This window comes from Myxococcus sp. AM011, from assembly GCF_013372595.1.
Taxonomy (GTDB): Bacteria; Myxococcota; Myxococcia; order Myxococcales; family Myxococcaceae; genus Myxococcus; species Myxococcus eversor.
Genome location: NZ_JABXEM010000235.1, coordinates 1 through 18,310 on the forward strand (window position 1 = coordinate 1; position 18,310 = coordinate 18,310).

13 protein-coding genes are annotated in these 18,310 nt (G+C 69.9%); 9 read left to right on the forward strand and 4 right to left on the reverse strand.

Annotation, left to right across the window (positions count from 1 at the left end; translation table 11 throughout):
• Positions 1 to 402 precede the first annotated feature (402 nt).
• From HUW62_RS35825 to HUW62_RS35835, 3 genes are all read left to right on the forward strand, one after another.
• Positions 403 to 771 (forward strand): response regulator, encoded by a 369-nt coding sequence (locus HUW62_RS35825; protein ID WP_163867673.1) that lies wholly within the window; start codon positions 403 to 405, stop codon positions 769 to 771.
• Between the two features lie 131 nt (positions 772 to 902).
• Positions 903 to 3,044 carry a cation:proton antiporter gene (locus HUW62_RS35830; protein ID WP_163867672.1) on the forward strand — a complete coding sequence of 714 codons (2,142 nt, stop codon included), beginning with the start codon at positions 903 to 905 and terminating at the stop codon, positions 3,042 to 3,044.
• Between the two features lie 5 nt (positions 3,045 to 3,049).
• On the forward strand, positions 3,050 to 3,868 hold the full coding sequence (locus HUW62_RS35835; RefSeq protein ID WP_176436984.1) for a helix-turn-helix domain-containing protein: 819 nt from the start codon (positions 3,050 to 3,052) through the stop codon (positions 3,866 to 3,868).
• A 13-nt stretch (positions 3,869 to 3,881) separates the two neighbouring features.
• On the opposite strand, the gene HUW62_RS35840 is transcribed toward HUW62_RS35835, so the two are convergent.
• Positions 3,882 to 4,634 carry a GNAT family N-acetyltransferase gene (locus HUW62_RS35840; protein WP_176436985.1) on the reverse strand — a complete coding sequence of 251 codons (753 nt, stop codon included), beginning with the start codon at positions 4,632 to 4,634 and terminating at the stop codon, positions 3,882 to 3,884.
• Between the two features lie 100 nt (positions 4,635 to 4,734).
• Between HUW62_RS35840 and HUW62_RS35845 the strand changes: the two genes are divergently transcribed.
• Together HUW62_RS35845 and gyrB are read left to right on the forward strand one after the other, a co-directional pair.
• Complete coding sequence (locus tag HUW62_RS35845) at positions 4,735 to 5,193, forward strand: hypothetical protein (RefSeq protein ID WP_163867670.1); 459 nt, start codon at positions 4,735 to 4,737, stop codon at positions 5,191 to 5,193.
• Positions 5,194 to 5,350: 157 nt separating this feature from the next.
• Positions 5,351 to 7,804: a DNA topoisomerase (ATP-hydrolyzing) subunit B gene (gyrB, locus tag HUW62_RS35850; protein WP_163867669.1), complete on the forward strand. Its 2,454-nt coding sequence runs from the start codon at positions 5,351 to 5,353 to the stop codon at positions 7,802 to 7,804.
• A gap of 110 nt (positions 7,805 to 7,914) precedes the next feature.
• Here gyrB and HUW62_RS35855 read toward each other — a convergent pair whose 3' ends face one another.
• Positions 7,915 to 8,958, reverse strand: a complete 1,044-nt coding sequence (locus HUW62_RS35855) for a hypothetical protein (protein WP_176436986.1) — start codon at positions 8,956 to 8,958, stop codon at positions 7,915 to 7,917.
• A 140-nt stretch (positions 8,959 to 9,098) separates the two neighbouring features.
• On the opposite strand from HUW62_RS35855, the gene HUW62_RS35860 reads away from it, so the two are divergent.
• Positions 9,099 to 9,728 (forward strand): FMN-binding negative transcriptional regulator, encoded by a 630-nt coding sequence (locus HUW62_RS35860; RefSeq protein WP_176436987.1) that lies wholly within the window; start codon positions 9,099 to 9,101, stop codon positions 9,726 to 9,728.
• A gap of 270 nt (positions 9,729 to 9,998) precedes the next feature.
• Here HUW62_RS35860 and HUW62_RS35865 read toward each other — a convergent pair whose 3' ends face one another.
• Positions 9,999 to 12,872: a serine/threonine-protein kinase gene (locus HUW62_RS35865; protein ID WP_176436988.1), complete on the reverse strand. Its 2,874-nt coding sequence runs from the start codon at positions 12,870 to 12,872 to the stop codon at positions 9,999 to 10,001.
• 460 nt (positions 12,873 to 13,332) lie between these two features.
• On the opposite strand from HUW62_RS35865, the gene HUW62_RS35870 reads away from it, so the two are divergent.
• The 3 genes from HUW62_RS35870 to HUW62_RS35880 all read left to right on the forward strand — a co-directional run bounded on the left by HUW62_RS35870 (position 13,333) and on the right by HUW62_RS35880 (position 16,577).
• Positions 13,333 to 14,796, forward strand: coding sequence for a hypothetical protein (locus HUW62_RS35870; RefSeq protein WP_163867666.1), 1,464 nt, complete (start codon positions 13,333 to 13,335; stop codon positions 14,794 to 14,796).
• Positions 14,797 to 14,801: 5 nt separating this feature from the next.
• On the forward strand, positions 14,802 to 15,902 hold the full coding sequence (locus HUW62_RS35875) for a metallophosphoesterase (protein WP_163867825.1): 1,101 nt from the start codon (positions 14,802 to 14,804) through the stop codon (positions 15,900 to 15,902).
• Positions 15,903 to 16,058: 156 nt separating this feature from the next.
• Positions 16,059 to 16,577, forward strand: coding sequence for a hypothetical protein (locus HUW62_RS35880; RefSeq protein ID WP_163867665.1), 519 nt, complete (start codon positions 16,059 to 16,061; stop codon positions 16,575 to 16,577).
• Between the two features lie 76 nt (positions 16,578 to 16,653).
• Here HUW62_RS35880 and HUW62_RS35885 read toward each other — a convergent pair.
• The coding region (locus HUW62_RS35885) for a S8 family serine peptidase (RefSeq protein WP_176436989.1) at positions 16,654 to 18,310 on the reverse strand (1,657 nt) is incomplete at its 5' end.

Below are 18,310 nucleotides of genomic sequence, written 5' to 3' on the forward strand. Positions count from 1 at the left end.
GGCCGGGGGTGACTCCAGGGCATGTGGGGGCGGCGGGGGCTGGAGCCTCTCCACGGTGACGCGAGCACCAGCAAGAGCGCTCGCCTCCTCCGTCGCTCCGCTCGAAATCACCGAGCCTGAGACATTACGAGTCTCAATCCACCCGGCGCTCCCCGGAATCCGGAGATGCAATCCAGCGCCGAGCCTCATATTGGCCAATGCTCAACACCTCGTGGCCGGGGGCGCACGGACGTGGGACGGAGCGGCCGTTTCACGAGAGAGGAATGACGCCAGCGTCGGGAGCGCGCGCTAGTCTCCGCGCCAGCGGGAAGTCCGGGTGTGGCATGTCGCACGGGGCCTTCTGGGTGTGGACCGTCAGCTCGCGGCTGGCGTGTGTCGGGGTCGAGACAAGGAGGCGAGTGAGTGACTGGGCCGTTGCTGGTGGTGGATGACGACGCGGACCTGCGCGAGGCGCTGGAGGAAGTCCTGCGCGACGCGGGCTACGAGGTGATGGGCGCCAGCAACGGAAAGCACGCGCTGGACGTGCTCGGCACCACCCGCGAGCTCCCCATCCTGGTGCTGCTCGACATGATGATGCCCGTGCTGGATGGCGCCGGCTTCGCGCGCGCCATGCGCCAGGTGCCCGCGTGGCGTGACATCCCCGTGCTCGTCTTCTCCGCGTCCGCCAACGCCCGCCAGGTCGCGGAGGAAATCGGCGCGTGCGGACACCTGCGCAAGCCCGTGGACGTGGACACCCTGCTGGACGCCGTGCGCAAGCACCAGGCCGCTTGAAGCGCTCGCGGCGTCTGCCCGCTCTCCGACACGCCGGGGTGCCCAGGGCAGCCGAGCGCAATGCCCGTTTGACGCTCCGCGAGGGGGGCTGGTAAGTGCCCACTTAACACGCAAGCTTCGACGGAGGTAGGATGCACACCAACGCGCTCACGCTGCTCATGATGCAGCTCATCGTCATCATCGGCGTGTCGAGGCTGATTGGGCGTGGAACGCGCTGGTTGGGTCAGCCGCTGGTCATCGCGGAGGTGGTGGCGGGCATCGTCCTGGGCCCCTCGCTGCTCGGGTGGCTGGCGCCGGATTTGATGAACGCGCTGTTCCCCACCGACTCGCTGCCCGTGCTGAAGATGCTCAGCCAGGTGGGCCTGGTGCTGTTCATGTTCCTGATTGGCCTGGAGCTGGACCCCAAGCTCCTCAAGGGCCGAGGCCACGCGTCGGTGGCCATCAGCCACACCAGCATCGTCGTGCCCTTCGCGCTGGGCGCGGTGGCGGCGGCGCTGTGGCTGTACAAGGACTTCTCGGACCCGAGCGTGCCCTTCTCGTCGTTCGTGCTCTTCATGGGCGTGGCGATGAGCATCACCGCCTTCCCGGTGCTCGCGCGCATCCTCACCGAGCGCGGCCTCCTGCAGTCGCGCATCGGCGCCATCGCGATTACCTGCGCGGCGGTGGACGACGTCACGGCGTGGTGCCTGCTGGCCTTCGTGGTGTCCATCGTCCGCGCCTCGAACCTGGCGCAGGCGGGGCTCACCACGGCGTTCGCCGTGGGCTACATCGCCTTCATGCTGCTGGCGGTGCGGCCCTTCCTCGCGCGCCTGGGCGCCCGGGTGGCCAGCCGCGAGGGCCTGACGCAGAACGTGGTGGCGGGCACGCTGCTCCTGCTGCTGGCGTCCGCGTGGGCCACGGAGCTCATCGGCATCCACGCCCTCTTCGGGGCCTTCCTCTTCGGCGCCGTCATCCCCAAGGAGGGCGGGCTGGCGGAGGCGCTCTCGGAGAAGCTGGAGGACGTGGCGGTGGTGCTGCTGTTGCCCATCTTCTTCGCCTTCAGCGGCCTGCGCACCCAGATTGGCCTGCTCAACACCCCCGAGGCGTGGCTGGCGTGTGGCGCCATCATCCTGCTGGCCTGCCTGGGCAAGTTTGGCGGCAGCGCGGTGGCGGCGCGGCTGACGGGCATGCGGTGGCGCGAGGCGGGTGCCATCGGCATCCTGATGAACACGCGCGGCCTGATGGAGCTCATCGTCCTCAACCTGGGCCTGGACCTGGGCGTCATCTCGCCCACGCTCTTCACGATGATGGTGCTGATGGCGCTGGTGACGACGTTCATGACCACGCCGCTCTTGCAGTTGTTCTATCCGACGGAGGAGCTGGCCCGGGACAGGCTGGAGGTGGAGCCCCCCGCCGCTCCCGGCTCGACGCCCTACACGGTGTTGATGTGCGTCTCCCACCAGCAGGCGGGCCCCGGCATGGCCAGCCTCGCCAAGGCCCTGTCCGGGGGAGAGGGCGCGCAGTTGCACGCGCTGCACCTGGTGCATCCGGAGCGCGTGTCGCTGCGCACGGAGTCGGAGTCGCGCGCCTTGGAGCACGAGACGGAGGGGGAGGGCGCGCTCGCGCCGCTGCTGGGCCGGGCGAAGAGCCTGGGGCTGGCGGTGAGGCCCCTGTCCTTCGTGTCGACGGAACCCGCGCAGGACATCTGCCGCACGGCGGAGGCGAAGCACGCGGACCTGGTGCTGTTGGGCTGGCACAAGCCGCTGTTCAGCCAGACGGTGCTGGGCGGCACGGTGCACGAGGTGATGCAGGCCGCGTCCGGCACCGTGGCGGTGCTGGTGGACCGGGGCCTGTCGGACATCAAGCGCGTGCTGGTGCCCTTCATCGGCAGCCGACATGACCGCGCGGCGCTGAAGCTGGCGCGGCGGCTGATGCGGCAGTCCGGCGCGGAAATCACGGTGCTGCACGTGACGTCGAGTGAGAGCAACGGCGCGCGCGCGCAGGTGGACGAGCTGTTCCCGGCGGCGGAGGGCTCGGGCGTGCGGCTGAAGGTGGTCCAGCACGCGTCGCCGGAGGAGGCCGCGCTGGAGGAGGCCCGCAACGGGGGCCACGACCTGGTGGTGGTGGGCGTGGGCGCGCCGTGGGGCCTGGAGGACCGGGTGTTCGGTCTGCAGCGAGAGCGCATCGTCCGCGACGCGCCGGGCTCGCTGCTGGTGGTGCACGAGTCGGAGCCCGTGGTGGAGGCCGCCGTCGAGTCCCAGGCCGCCGCTCCCGCGGTGGCTTCGAGGAGCTGAGCCCCATGCACCTGGGCGCGACGCTGCGACTGCTTCGAGTGGACGCGGGCCTGTCCTTGAGGGACATGGCCCGCCGCATCGGCGTTTCGAGCGCGTACCTCAGTCGGGTGGAGCACGGCGTGGACGCGCCGCCCACGGCGGAGCGACTGACGGCGATTGCTCGCGAGCTGGACGTGCCGCCCGCGCTGCTGATGGACGTGGCGAACCGGATGAGCCCGTACGTGTCCGAGTACCTGGAGGACGTGCCGGGCGCCGGGACGCTCTTCCTGGAGCTGGCGCGGCGGCGCCTGTCGGGGACGCAACTGGCCCGGGTGCGCGACTTCCTGGACGCGGAGTTCCCCGTGAGGGGCGGCCTGTCCGACGCGGCGGTGCCGGCGCTGGCGCCGCTGCTGACGCCGGAGCGGGTGGTGCTCCAGCTCTCCTGTGGCGGCTGGGAGGATGTGCTGGACGTGGTGGCGGGGAGGCTGGCCGCGGCGCTGCCCGGCTGGGACGCGGCACGACTGGCGGAGCGACTGCGCCAGCGGGATGAAGAGTCCTCGTGCGCGGTGGGCGGCGAGGTGGCCGTGCCCCACGTCTTCCTCCAGGGCGCGGCGCCGGTGGCCGCGCTGGTGACGCTGGCGAAGGGCCTCCACGTGGACACCCCGGACGGCCGGCCGCTGCGCCTGGTGGTGGCGGCGGTGGACGGCGAGCGCGGCCGTGTGAGGCTGACGCGCATGGCCCACGTGGCCCGGCTGGCGGCGCGCGGGCTGGCGGCGCGGCTCGACGGGGCCCGGCAGCCCGGACAGGTGCTCGCCGTGCTGGAGGAGCTGGAAGCGCTGCGCTGACCCGGCGCCTTCGTCAGTCGACGCGCCGCATCCAGTTCACCCAGTCCCCCAGCTCGCGGTAGCCCAGCTTGCGGTACACGCTCCGGCCCTGCTCGGTGGCCTGGAGCACGGAGGCCGCGAGGCCCCGCTCCCGGGCGCCCGTGAGCAGCCCGCGCATCACCTCCGCGGCCAGCCCCCGTCCCCGCGCCTCCGGCAGCGTGACGACCATGTACACGCCCGCGGTGTCCCCCACGTCCAGCGAGAAGCCGCACGCCAGGGCCTTGCCCTCCTCGCGCGCCACCAGCGTGCGCACGGGCAAGAGGGGCGGCTGTTTCCACACCGTGAGGATTTCGTCCCACTTCCCCCAGACGCGGATGTTGAGGTCCACCATCTCGTCCTGCTCCGGCGTCTCCACCAGGGGGAAGGTGGGGGGCTGGTCGGGCGCGTCCGCCAGGGCCATGCCCATGGCCGGGATTCGCGAGTCGGGGCGGTACCCGGCGGCGCCCAGCACCCGGGAGCCCTCGTCGTCCCCGGGCAGCACCGCCACGCGCCAGGAGGGGATGCCCAGGCCCCGGTAGAAGGCCTCCAGGGCCGGGAGTCCCTCGGCGAGCGCCTGGGGTGTCGTGAAGTACGCCTGCTGGAAGTGGACCTCTCCGGGGTGGCCGGGCAGGGCGAAGGCGTCCACCCCCGGAGCGCCTCCATGGCGCAGCAGGCCACGCTCGCGCTGGAGGTGCTTGAAGGCGATGACGTTGGCGCGCAATCGGTCGTTCAGTTCGGCATCGGTCATGGGGCGGGTAGAGCGTAGGCGGCCCACGCCGGACGGCGAACAACCGCGTGCTCAAAACCGCGCGCGAGCCCGCCAGGACGGCTAGGGTGCGCGGGCACTCATGACGAGCCCGCGCTTCTACGCCTTCGACCCTCGCGCCACTCGAATCAGCCTCTTCCTGGGCGCCTGTGTCCTGGCGGTGCTGACCGCCTGGGCCCTGGCCAGCGCCCGGGACGGCGGGGGCATCCAGGAGATGGCCCGCGCGGGTGTGACGGCGGGCCTGATGTTCGCCTTCCTCGTGGCCATCCACCGTCTGCGACCTCGCGCCGGCTGGGGCATCTCATTGGACACGCGGGGTGTCCGCGTGGCCCGCCCCTTCAGCTCCCGGGAGCTGGAGCTGCACTGGGGACAGATTGATTCCGTGCGCCGGCTCGGCAAGAGGGGGAACGTGCTCGGTTTGTTCTTGAAGGAGGAGGGAAGGGTGCTCGTCACCCGGCATCTCTTCGCCCGCAAGGCTGTTTTCGAAGAGCTGATCTCGGCGCTGGAGGACCGCCTCCCACCGTCGCGATTCGACGCCTGACCCCCCGGTTTCCGGAGGCCGCCTCCCCGAGGGGCTGCCAAGCGATTTTCACGAATATTTACGCAGCTTTGCGCGGGCTCGTTACTCTTGTTCAGTGTGCCTCGAGATGGTAGGCACGGCCCTGTTGCAAGGCTCCTTTTTCCAAGGACAGCATCACATGGAAAAGACCCCCGCTACCGGTGCCTCGGTCGCTCCCCTGCCCATGGAGTATGGGACCGATAGCATCACCAAGCTCGAGGGCCTGGAAGCAGTCCGCAAGCGCCCCGGCATGTACATCGGCGACACGATGACCTACGGGCTCCACAAGCTCGTCTACGAGGTCGTCGACAACGCCGTGGACGAGGCGCTCGCGGGCCACTGCACGGACATCGAGGTCATCATCCACGTGGACGGCTCGCTGAGCGTCTATGACAACGGGCGTGGCATCCCCGTCGGTCCGCACCCGGACCCCAAGTTCAAGGGCAAGGACACGCTCGAGGTCGTCCTCACGGAGCTGCACGCCGGCAGCAAGTTCGGCAACGGGGCCTACAAGGTCTCCGGCGGCTTGCACGGCGTGGGCGTCACCTGCGTGAACTTCCTGTCGGAGTGGTTCAAGGTCCGCGTCCAGCGCGCCGGCAAGGTGTACGAGCAGTCCTACGCCCGGGGCGTCCCCAACTCGCACCCGCAGGAGGTCGGCACCACCGACAAGCGCGGGACGACGGTGGCGTTCAAGCCGGACAACACCGTGATGGAGACGGTGGACTTCAACTTCGACACGCTCAGCCAGCGCCTGCGCGAGCTGGCGTTCCTCAACGCGGGGCTGCACATCACCATCCGCGACGAGCGCACGAACAAGGAGCATGACTTCAAGTTCGACGGAGGCATCTCCTCGTTCGTGGAGTACCTCAACAAGTCGAAGCAGGTGCTCCACGACAAGCCCATCTCCTTCTCGGGGGAGAAGGACGGCGTGGCGCTCGACCTGGCCCTGCAGTGGAACGACGGCTACGACGAGCGCGTCTTCACCTTCGCCAACAACATCAACACCCAGGACGGCGGCAGCCACCTGTCCGGCTTCAAGGCGGGCCTGACGCGCACGCTCAACAGCTACGCGGAGAAGAGCGGCATCTGGAAGGACCTCAAGGAGACGCCCACGGGCGAGGACGCTCGCGAGGGCCTGTCCGCCGTCATCTCCGTGAAGGTGTCCAACCCCCAGTTCGAGGGCCAGACGAAGACGAAGCTGGGCAACAGCGAGGTGAAGGGGCTGGTCGAGCAGATGGTGAACGAGATGCTCGGCACCTTCCTCGAGGAGACGCCGCTCATCGGCAAGAAGATCGTCGCGAAGATTGGCGACGCGTGTCGGGCCCGACTCGCCGCGCGCAAGGCGCGTGAGACGGTGCGCCGCAAGGGCGTGCTGGACGGTGGTGGGCTTCCTGGAAAGCTGGCGGACTGCCAGAGCCGGGACCCGCACGAGAGCGAGCTGTACATCGTCGAGGGTGACTCCGCAGGTGGCTCCGCGAAGCAGGGACGCGACAGGCGCAACCAGGCCATCCTCCCCTTGCGCGGCAAGATCCTGAACGTGGAGAAGGCGCGCTTCGAGAAGATGCTGACGAGCGCCGAAATCGTCACGCTCATCACCGCGCTGGGCACGGGCATCGGTCCGGAGGACTACAACCCGGAGAAGGCGCGCTACCACCGCATCATCCTGATGACGGACGCAGACGTGGACGGCAGCCACATCCGCACGCTGCTGCTCACGTTCTTCTTCCGGCAGATGCCGGAGCTCTTGCAGAAGGGCTACCTCTACATCGCGCAGCCGCCGCTCTACAAAGTCACGCGCAACAAGAAGGACAAGTACGTCAAGGACCAGCGCGCGCTGGACGAGTACCTGCTGAACATCGCCACGGAGCACGGTCGCGTGCTGACGCCCGCGGGCGAGGTGGGTGGCGCGGACTTGAAGGCCCTCCTGGAGAAGGTGATTACCTACGAGGAGCGGCTGGAGAAGCAGGCGAAGCGGCGCGACGCGCGGGTGGTGGACGCGGTGGTGCAGGGCGCGCGGTTGACGGCGGAGATGCTGGCGGACGACGCGGCGCTGGCGGAGGCGGTGAAGGGCGCGCTCTCCGAATTCGAGCGGCGCATGCCGGACGTGCTGGGCCGGGTGAAGCACGAGGTGGAGACGGACTCCGAGCACCAGACGAAGCGGCTGGTGTTCCGCACGGACGTGAATGGCGCGATGCGGGCGACGGTGTTCGACCACACCTTCCTGTCGTCTCCGGAGTACCAGGAGCTGGTGTCGCTGCGGGATTCCTTCAAGGCGCTGGGTGACGCGCCCTACCGGGTGAAGGTGGACGCAGGGCACGTGACGGCGTTCTCCGTGCAGGAGGTCCACGCGGCGCTGCGCAAGGACGCGCAGAAGGGCCTGGGGATGCAGCGCTACAAGGGTCTGGGCGAGATGAACCCGGAGCAGCTCTGGGACACGACGATGAATCCGCTCACGCGCACGCTGCTCCAGGTGCGGGTGGAGGACGCGGTGGAGAGCGACGAAATCTTCTCGCTGCTGATGGGCGAGGCGGTGGAGCCGCGCCGCGAGTTCATCGAGCGCAACGCGCTGGACGTGCAGAACCTGGACATCTGAGTCAGTGAGTCCACCGGGCCCACGGGCTCGGTGGCCGATGACGTCGACGGGGCGCGGCGCCAATCCAGGCACCGCGCCCCGTGTCGTTTCAGGGATTGTGATTCAGCTCGTCAGCGACCGCCGCCACCACCCCCCGGGCCGCCACGCGGCGGAGGGCCACCACCGGGGCGCTTGCCGCCGAAGCCTCCGCCACCGGGGCCCATCGGCCGCGAGGGCAGGGCGAGGGCCTCACCGTCGAGCGTGGCCTGTCCGCACTCCGGGCCGAAGACCAGCGTGTGCGTGGTGCCATCCGCCAGCGTGCGCTGTTGCGAGCCGGCGATGGGCCACGCGCACACGGAGGGCGGCACCCGCACGATGCCGAACTGGGTGACGGTGGAGACACTGCCATCCGCGAGTGTCGCGGTGAGCGTGCCGTGGCTCGTCCTCGTGGGCTCGGCGGCCTCCGGGTCGAACGTCTCCTCCAGCGTGCCCGTGAGGTGGACGCTGTCCACCACCGTGCCCTGGGCATCCAGGTTCGTGCGCGTCGTGTCGAAGTCGACGGTGCGACTGAGCGTCTGGGCTCCAGGCACGCGCACGGAGACAGAGGCGATGCTGCCCGTCATCTTCGCGCTCTGGCCATCCGTCGCCGTGTGGGTGATGTCATGCGTGGACTGCTGCTCGAAGCGCAGCGGCGCGTTCTCCGCGCACTCCTCCACGGGGGCGATGGCCGTCACCACGTCCACCGAGCCGGACGACACCACGTCGGCGCGTTCCCCGCGCGGGCCCTCTCCCTCAGTGGGCTGCGACGTCGGCGTCCCGCTGTCGGGAGGAGGCGGCTGGGGACGGTCCCAACCGCAGCCCCCGCGGCCCCGGGTGCGCGCCTGGCAGTCCGTCCAGGACAGGTGCAGCTCCGAGGGGAGGCTCTGACCGCAGACCTCCACCTTCGCGGTCTCCGGCTCGGCGTCGCACTGGTAGCCCTCGTGCTCCCAGCGCCGGACCTCAATCAGGAGTCCCTCCAGGAAGCGCGCGCCGAGCGGAACGTCCGCGGACTGCGCCTCTCCCACGGCCGATGCCACCGCGAGCTGGGACTGCTGCTCGGTGATGCCCGCGTCCTTCTCCGCGCCACAGCCCACTCCAAACAGCGCCGTTGCCAGCAAACCTGCCTTGAGCTTCATGGATGTGTACTCCCCGAGAGTCACTTCGGAGCGCGTGGCCGGCCCTGTCCCGCGCCCAGCCTTCAAGCTAGGGGGCAAACCTTGCGGAGTTCTTAAGCACCCCGTTGACCCGTGCGGGCGACCCGAGGGACGCAGGGGATATGTACATCCCTCGCCACTTCGAGGAACGGGACGCGCGGCGCCTGCTGGAGTTGATGACGCGTCATGCCTTCGCCACGCTGGTGACGGTGGGCGAGGACGGCGCCCCCTTCGCCACGCACCTGCCCTTCCTCGTGGAACAGGACGCGTCGGGAGCGCTCCGGCTGCTCGCGCACATGGCGCTGCCCAATCCCCAGTGGCGCGCCTTCTCCGCGGAGCGGGATGTGCTGGTCATCTTCCAGGGGCCGCACGCCTATGTGTCACCCACCTGGTACGCGACGGCGCCCCAGGTCCCCACGTGGAACTACGCCACGGTGCATGTGTATGGCCGGCCCCAGGTCATCGACGCGGGGGACGAGGTGCTGCGCATCCTGCGCGACACCGCCGCGCGCTACGAGGCGGGCAACGAGCGGCCGTGGACCCTGGAGCAGTCCCAGGAGTATGTGGATCGGCTGGTGGGCGGCATCGTCGCCTTCGAGCTGCGGGTGACGCGGTTGGAGGGCAAGTTCAAGCTCAGCCAGAACAAGGGCGAGGCGGACCGCGAGGCCGTCATGGCGGCCCTGGAGCACAGCCCCTTCGCGGGGGACACCGAGCTGGCGGCGCTGATGCGTGCGCGAGAGGACGCTGGATAGACTCGTGGGCCCGGTGCCCTCCTCGGCTCCGCGCCCACGTGCCTTTCCCGTCTTGTCGAGCCGGGCCAACGCGTTCGCGGCCCCCGATAGCCCTTACGGCGGGAAGCTCTCATCACCTCGCGCCTTCGACTCCCTGTGATGAAGGTAGCCACCGCGAGGGCCTGATGAAGCGCGCGGGGCCGGGCGTTCCAGGCATGGCTCCCGCGCAGGCTCGTGAAGCGGGAGGAGGACGGAGGGCCTGTCCGCCAGGCTGCTCGCGGCGCGAGTCCCTCAGCGCTCCGAGCGGCGAGAGCCCCGCATGGCCGCGGCCCGGTCCTTCCGCGACAGGGAGGTGGCATCCACGACGTCCACCTCGAGCGCGCCCTGGTTGTCGCTCCGCTTCGAGTCCGGGAAGAAGCAGCGCAGGTCCTCGGTGTCGGTGACCTGGTAGCGCTTGCCCGTCTCCAGCACGCGGTGCGTGGCGCGGACGGAGGACGGCGACGTGCCGCGCTCGATGCAGAGCACCTGCCGCACGCGGCCGTTGGCGCCGGAGCGCAGCTCCGCGAAGTCGTCGCGCACGGTGAACAGGTACGTCGAACGCGGGTTGAGGCCGCGCAGCACCACCTGGTGCTCGGGCTTGAGCTGCACCGAGTGCTCCTTCGCCTCGAAGGTGAGCGCGCGCGGCGGCACGTAGGCGGACTGCCGGACGACGACGCGGATGCTGCCGCTGTTGTCCTCCGGCCCGTTGTCGTCCACCGCGAACACGTACAGCTTCCGCGCGTTCTTGATGGTGCGCGTGGACGCGCTCAGGAGTCCGAAGCTGCCATCCACGGGACCGTCACCTTCGGCGAAGTAGACCAGTGTCCCGGAGGCGGTGCCCCGGCCCTCGGCCAGGGACGCGGAGCCCTGCGTCCACACCGAATAGGACACGGCCGGATTCAGGTCGATGGTGGCCGTCGCGTACTCGGGGATGGGCGCGGCGTTGAACATGGGCCGCAGCACCAGCAGTCGCGTGGGGTAGTCCACCTCGTTCAGCTCGCGCTCGGCCTGGCTCTTCTCCCCTTTGGCCACGAGCGGCTGCGGAGCGTCATCGTCGTCGATGGCCTTCGTGCCCGCCACCATCGCCACACCCGAGTCGGCCGTCGCCGGAGTGCCGCCGTCGTCCAGCGGCGCCGCCATGGCGACGGGCTGAAGCGCTGCCTCCACGGGCTTCTCGGCGACGGGATTCTCGGCGGGTTTCTCGACGACGGGCGGAGGCTCCGGGGTCGTGACGAGGGGCTGAAGCTCCGCGTTCATCGGCTCCATCATCATGGACGTGGGAGTGAAGCGCCGCGTCCAGGCGAGGTGGCCCGGCAGGGTGAGCACCAGGGTGTTGGCCTCGCCCACGAGCACGCCCTCCACCATGAGGGGTGTCTTGCCGGGGACGTCGCGGCCGTTGAGCTTCACCTTGGCGCCCGAGGGCTTGGAGGCGAGCCACAGCGTGCCGGCGTTCGACGCCGATTCGGGCGAGTCCGACTTGATGACGAAGTTGTAGAAGAGCGCGATGAACAGCATGACGATGGCCGCGCCGAAGACGTAGATGGTCATCGTCTTCATGGCCTTCTGCTGCTTCGCGATGCGCTCGGCTTCTTCCTTCGCCAACAGCTCCCGTGCTTCGTCCGCCGCGGTGCGGTAGCCCGTGCCGGTGTACGTCCGGCCCGCGCTGGAGACGCCCGCGGGCTGCGTGGCCATGGACTGGCCGGTGACGGCGGGAGTCTCCACGGGCGTGTCCAGCGGCGCGGCCAGGGGGGCCAGCGCGGCGGGCACGACGGTGGGAATGAAGGTCTTGAGGATGTCCGCCGAGTCCGTGTCCGGCTCGTCCGGCAGCTCCGGCACCGGCGGCCCCGGGCGCTCGCTCGTCACGGGTCTGCGGCCGGCGCCACCCTCCGAACGCGGGATGCCGGTGTTCGTCGCGCGGCGGATGCTGCCCGAGCTCGTCACCTTGCGCATCCCCGGACTGCTGCCGGGGGACTTTCGCGCGCCGTCGCTCGGGGGCCTGGCGCCGCTGTCGCTGCCCGGCTTGGAGCGCATGCCCGGACTGGAGGCGCGCGGGTTGCTGCTGACCGAGCCGCTGCTGGAGGACAGGGGCCTCGCGCGGCCCGCCGAGGGCTCCACCGTGCCCAGCTGCCACAGCGAAATCTGCTCCTTGAACGCGGGCGACACCTCCGCCTTGCGGCCCTCCGCCATCAGCTCCTCGGCGAAGAGGTAGGCCATCAACTGCGACAGCAGCGCGGGCGTGAAGCGCGGGTTGTCGCGGTAGAGCAACTCCACCAGCGACTCGCTCAGCTCCTTCGCCGTCTGGTAGCGCGACTCGCGCTCCATGGCCATCGCATGGGAGATGACCGTCTCGAGGTCCGGGCTCACCGCCGGGTTGTGCGCCGACGGTGGCAGGCAGTCGCCGGTGAGGATGCGCGGCAACACGGTGACGAACTCGCCCTCATAGGGACGCTTGCCGCACACCATCTCGTAGAGGACCACGCCCGCCGCGTACACGTCCGTGCGGGAGTCCAGGTCCTGTCGGCCCCGCGCCTGCTCCGGGGAGAAGTACGGGTACTTGCCCTTGAGCGTGCCCGGCGACGTCTTCGCCTCCACCGCGCTGGTGGCCTTGGCGATGCCGAAGTCGATGACCTTGATTTCGCCTTCGTACGAGATGAGGACGTTGTCCGGAGAGACGTCCCGGTGCACCAGGCCCATCTCCACGCCGTCCTCGCCCACGTGCCGGTGCGCGTAGTCCAGGCCGTCACACAGCTTGCTCGCCACGTGCAGCGCCAGGGCCTCGGGGAAGCACGCCATGCCCGCGCGCGCCGCCCGGCGAAGCACCTTGGAGAGCGGCTGGCCCTGCACCAGCTCCATGGCGATGAAGTACTGGCCGTCCACCTCGCCGAAGTCGAAGACCTGGGCGATGTTGCTGTGGCTCATGCTGGCCACCAGCCGCGCCTCGCCGATGAACATCTCGACGAAGTCCGCCTCGTCCACGAAGTGGGGGAGGATCTGCTTGATGACGCAGGGCTTCGTGACGCCCGCGGCCCCGGTCATCCGGGCGCGGTAGGTGACGGCCATGCCTCCCGCGGCAATCTTCGAAAGAAGGACGTATTTGCCGAAGTGCTGGGGAGTCGGATCCGCCACGATTACAAGGCCAGGTCAGGACGTTGTGAAAGATTGAGCATACTCCTGTTCTTCTGAAAGTCCCGGAACGGGCTCGCGTCGCACGCGAAGTTTTCGGTGACGGTGGTGAGATCCGCCGCTCCGAGCGGGCTCCGGCACTCCTCGGCTGGGTGATCCACGCGCCAGGACCCGCTTTCGTCCCGGACTCCCGGCGGGTGGGTCGTTCTCGGACTGAGGGCCACGGCTTCTCAGAATGATTCGTCGAGGGGCTGGATAATCCGGGGTCCGGGGCAATGTCGTGGAGTTGCCCAGTGATTCCAGTGGGTTGGATTGAAACAGGGGTGTGACTGTCAGCTCACTTCACATTTCTTCACGGAGGACCACGCTGCGGGAGGCCGGAGCGCGGTTATGTAGGCCGGCACGGCCCCGGGCCGGCGGATGAGGGCGGCGTGGCCCTCTCCGGAGAAACGAGGCGAAGCCGATGCTGTCCGCGCAATCCCCCCGCTCGAGGCCTCTCGCCCTGGCGCTGGTGGGAGCGTTCCTCGTCCTTCCTGGCCGGGCCCTGGCCCAGGACCCGGAGCCGTTGTCCGCCTTCGAGCTGCTGGCGAGGAGCCCTCAGTTGGGTGGCTCGGATATCCCGAGGGACCTGCCAGGTCGCGCCACGGTGGGGGCGCCCCGGCGACCCCGGGCGCCGGATGACTCCCTGCCGATGCCCGACCTGGGAATGCAGTCGCCGCTTCCCGCGCCGGAGCTGCGCGCCATGTCGTCGGGTCCGTTCAGGTCCGAGGGCGAGCCGGTGGGCGCCGAGGCCGCGTCGCCGGAGGTCACCGCCGAGGGAAGCGCGGCCGACGTGCCCATGGGCATGCCTTCGCCCCTGTCGCCGCACGGCGTCCCCAGCAGCCCGCTGTCTCCGGTGCCCGCGTCGACGACGGCGCTCCTGGACTCGTCGCGCTCGTTCCAGGTGGTGCCCGCGGCGGTGGCGGTGGTGCCGGGGTTGTTGTTCCACGGGCTCGCGCCGGCGCTGGCGGGAGACGGGCACACCGCGAAGCGGCTGTTCGCGTTGGAGGGCACGGGGCTGGGCCTCATCGCGCTGGGCGGGGTTCCCATCGCGCTCACGGGAGCCTCGCGACGCACCATCGCGCCGCTGTACGCGGTGACGCTGGCGGGCTTCAGCGTGTTCGGCATCTCCGCCATCGCCAACCTCTACTCGGTGGTGTCACCGACGTTCGACCCGGGCGTGCCCGCGTCCTCGCTGCCGCCGGTCGAGTTCGAGATGGGCTACCAGTACGTCAGCGACACCTCGTTCGCGTATGACCACTTCGTGTCGCTGGGCGCGCTGGCCCGCTTCGACGAGGTGAAGCTGGAGGCGATTGCGCGGCTGGCCCCGGACGAGGGCAACACGCAGGTGCGGCTGGGCGGCGCGTACCGGTTGCTGGGTGAGCCGGAGCGCAATCGCGCGGGCTCGGATGGCTCGTCGCTGGACGCGGAGCTGTACGGCCTGTTCCATCGCTTCCCCACGGAGGGCTTCACCGTCGTCGGCGGCGACGTGGGCTTCCGGGGCCGCTACGCCATGTCTCGGGTGAGTCCGTCGCTGGCCGGCTCCTTCGCGGAGGCGAGCATCGGCATGGCGCTGCAGGGCTACAGCTACCCGGGCCCGGTGAGCGACGGGAATCTGCACTCGCAGCTGCTCTTCAGCTTCGGCTACGGCGTGTGGCTGGGGCGCGGCGGCGGGCCGTTCAAGGGCGAGGCGATGCTCTTCTATGACCACCGCAAGGACGGCTTCGCGGGCGGAATCCGAGGGCTGGGCGGAGGCGTGGTGGGCAACTTCGGGCTCCGGACGCGCGCGCTGCTGACGGAGACGTGGGGCGTCGCCGCGGAGTTCCAGGCGGGTGGCGCGCTCGTCGGGCGGCTGTCCCTCGTCTATGCGCTGGGAGGTGAGTCGTGAGTCGCATCGGTGCGATGGGCATGCTGTCGGCGCTGCTGATGACGGGATGCCTGCGTCCCGCGGAGAACCGGGCGGTGCGCGACTCGAAGGTGGGCCGCGCCGAGGGTGGCGGGCTGTCGCTGGAGGTGGAGGACGGCCTCGCGGCGGTGCGGAGTGTCGGCTCGGGCGAGGTGATGCTGTGGGGCAACGCCCCGGTGTTCACGGCGCGCGCGACGCTGAGCGCGGACGCGACGTCGAACTGGGTCCTCACGGTGCGCAACGCGATGCCGGGTGCGGAGCTGCTCGCGGAGCTGGAGGATGGCGAGGTGCTGGCGGTGGAGCCGGTGCCGCAGGTGCTCCCCACCGTGAAGGCGTGGCGCGTGGGACTGCGTCCCGGCGCGGTGGCCAGGCTGCGCGTGGCACCTCCGGGGTGGGACTCCACGGCGCCCTTCCGCTTCGCGGCGCTGGCGGACGTGCAGGAGGCGCTGCCTCGCGTGGGCGACATCTACGCGCGGCTGTCGAAGGATGACTCGCTGCGCTTCATCCTCTTCTCTGGAGACCTGACGGAGAACGGCACGCGCGAGCAGTTGCTGGAGTTCCAGGAGCGCCTGGAGGCGGGCTCGCCCATTCCGCTGTACGCGACGCTGGGCAACCACGAGACCTTCTCCAAGGACGCGGAGGAGTACACGACGCTGGTGGGGCGCGGCAGCCAGAGCTTCGTGTTCCAGGGCGTGCGCTTCACGGTGGTGGACTCCAGCAACGGCACGCTGGACCCCATCGTCGAGGAGCAGTTGGAGGGGTGGCTGGCGGCGTCGCGGCAGGGCACGCACATCGTGGCGATGCACGTGCCGCCGCAGGACCCGGTGGGCCTGCGCGGTGGCGGCTTCGCGAACCGGGGCGAGTCGGCGGGGCTGGTGGGCAAGTTCGCGCGCGAGGGCGTGGACCTCACGCTCTACGGCCACATCCACTCGTACTACTCCTTCACCAACGCGGGCATCCCCGCGTTCATCTCCGGCGGTGGTGGCGCGATTCCGGAGACGTTCGACGGCGTGGGGCGGCACTACCTCGCGGTGGACATCGGCGCGAACGAGGGGCTGCGCGAAGCGTCCCTGGTCCGCGTGGATTGAACCCGAGTCACCGGCACTGAACGAAGCGTCAGCCGGCGATGTGTGGGAGAAAACGCGGACGGGGCCGACTTTCCGGCCCGGCAGCGTACCCTCTTGATCTGACACTGAACACGTGAGCAGATGGTCTCCCCATCGCGAGGAGCCAGGAGGCCCGCCATGTTCGATTCGAACGACAACGACCCTATTTCCCCGGCGCTGCGTGCGCTGCTCGAGCTGTTCACCACGGAGCTGGCGGAGGTGCGCTTCCCGGACATGAGCGGGGAGGTGCTGGAGGACGCGGCGGCGCAGGTGAAGGCGAAGGCGGACGCGGTGGCGAAGGCGCAGGCGGCGCTGGAGGCCGCGCGTCAGTCGCTGCACGAGAGCCAGGACGCGTTGCTGCAGAAGGGCCAGCGCGCGCTGGCGTACGCGCGGGTGTTCTCCGAGGAGAACCCGGAGCTGAACACCAAGCTGGAGGCCATCCACCTGCCGCGTCCGGTGCGCAAGGGCGCGAAGACGGAGGGTGTCGCCGCGGAGCCGGTGGCCGCGCAGCAGGGCCACGAGGACAACGCGCCGAAGCGCCGGGGTCGTCCGCCCAAGGTGCGTCCGTCCTCGGGTGCGTCCCTGTTCGCGGAGGGCGCCACGGCGGAGGCCCTGGCCGTCGCGCACGAGGGCAACGGCGTGCTGCCCTCCGCCTGAGTGTCATGAAGCCGCGGGCCCGCCCGTGCGGCGACTCATCACGGGCGGGGTTGGAAAGCCCTTCGAGGCAGAGGCTTCAGTCGTCCTCGGACGGGTCGAAGCGGTCCACGCGGAAGACCTGATTCGCGCTGCCATCGCAGGGCTGCTGGACGAGCAGCTCGCCATCCGCGGTGGTGCCATTGCGGACGGTCATGCACATGCCGGTGTGCCGCACGACGATGCGGAAGAAGCCCGGGGAGTCCTGCTCGAAGCGCCAGCGCTGGCTGTCATACGGGCCATAGGGATACTGGGCGATGGTGGTGCGCGCGAGGATGCTGCCGCCCGTCACTTCCAGCGTGGAGGCATTGCTGCTCACCACGGTGCGGAGGGTGTAGTCGACGCCCGCCTCGGTGACGAAGCCGAAGCGCTGCTCGACCACGTCCTGACAGGGGACCTGGATGGCCAGGGAGCCGGCGCCCGCTCCGCCGAAGGTGGAGATGGCGATGCACTTGGCGCTGTGGCCCGCGATGATTTCATTCCGGATGAAGGGGAAGGGGAGGTGGTACAGCAGCAGGTTGGGCGAGCCTGGACCGACGTTGCTGGCGTCCGCCCGGGCGTGGCCCTTCAGCGCCGCCGCGACGACCGCGGGCGTGACGGTGGGGCTGCGGTTCCACCCGAGGAAGATGGCGGCCATGCCGGCCACGGCGGGCGAGGCCATGGACGTGCCATCGAGCGTGCAGGTGGGCGCGCCCGCTGTCCCCGGATTGGGGCAGCGCACCGTGTCCAGCGTGTTCCAGGTGGAGAGCACGCCGACGCCCGGCGCGAAGAGGTCCACGCAGCCGCCCGTGTTGGCGAAGTATGGCCGGCTCTTGGCGGAGTTGACCGAGCTGACGGTGATGGCCGCGGGGACTTTCGCGGGGTCGACGCCGCACGCATCAATCGGGCCCAGGTCCTCGATTCCATTGCCCGCCGCGATGACGAAGGTGACGCCCGTGGCGATGGCGCTCGCGACCGCCTCCGAGAGCAGGGGAGACAATCCCCCGAGGCTCACGTTGGCCACGGCCGGGTTGATGCGGTTGGCGGCCACCCAGTCCACGCCCTGGGTGACTCCAATGGTGGAGCCGTTACCGTTGCAACCCAGGACGCGCACGGCGTGCAAGGTGACGCCCTTGGCCACTCCATACGTCGCTCCGCCGAGGATTCCGGCCACATGGGTGCCGTGCCCGCTGCAGTCGTTGTTGTCCGGCAGCGTGTCCCCGTTGTCGTCGATGTTGGAATAGGCATACGACGCACGCCCTCCGAAGTCGGGATGGGTGGTGAGGATGCCGCTGTCGATGATGTACGCGTGAACCCCGGCGCCCGTATGCGTGTATTGGTAGGTGGTGTTGTAGTCGCCCAGGACCGCGCCACGGTCCAAGAGGTCCAGGTGCCATGGGGCGCTGCCCTGGGTGAACTGACCGCTGGAGAGCCGCACCTGGCTGTCCTGCTCGATGCGCTTCACGCGAGGGTCCGCGGCCAGCTTCTCCATCTGGGCTTCCGTCAGCCGCACGGCGAAGCCATCGAGCACGTGTGTGTAGACGTGGAGGACCTCCGCGCCACCGAGGTGGGAGGTCAGCTCCCGAGCCAGCGTGGAGGCTCTCGCCGCGCGGCCCCCCGCCAGACGCTGGTCGGCCTCATCCGCTTCCAACTGGACGATGTAGCGGTCCGGGATGGCGCGAGGGGGGCGGAGAATCTTCGCCTGGATGGAAGGGGGA

Coding starts and splice junctions, on each gene's coding strand:
- gyrB (WP_163867669.1), top strand. CDS start 5,351: ATGGAAAAGACCCCCGCTACCGGTGCCTCGGTCGCTCCCCTGCCCATG.
- HUW62_RS35840 (WP_176436985.1), bottom strand. CDS start 4,634: ATGACCGATGCCGAACTGAACGACCGATTGCGCGCCAACGTCATCGCC.
- HUW62_RS35855 (WP_176436986.1), bottom strand. CDS start 8,958: ATGAAGCTCAAGGCAGGTTTGCTGGCAACGGCGCTGTTTGGAGTGGGC.
- HUW62_RS35830 (WP_163867672.1), top strand. CDS start 903: ATGCACACCAACGCGCTCACGCTGCTCATGATGCAGCTCATCGTCATC.
- HUW62_RS35860 (WP_176436987.1), top strand. CDS start 9,099: ATGTACATCCCTCGCCACTTCGAGGAACGGGACGCGCGGCGCCTGCTG.
- HUW62_RS35845 (WP_163867670.1), top strand. CDS start 4,735: ATGACGAGCCCGCGCTTCTACGCCTTCGACCCTCGCGCCACTCGAATC.
- HUW62_RS35880 (WP_163867665.1), top strand. CDS start 16,059: ATGTTCGATTCGAACGACAACGACCCTATTTCCCCGGCGCTGCGTGCG.
- HUW62_RS35835 (WP_176436984.1), top strand. CDS start 3,050: ATGCACCTGGGCGCGACGCTGCGACTGCTTCGAGTGGACGCGGGCCTG.
- HUW62_RS35870 (WP_163867666.1), top strand. CDS start 13,333: ATGCTGTCCGCGCAATCCCCCCGCTCGAGGCCTCTCGCCCTGGCGCTG.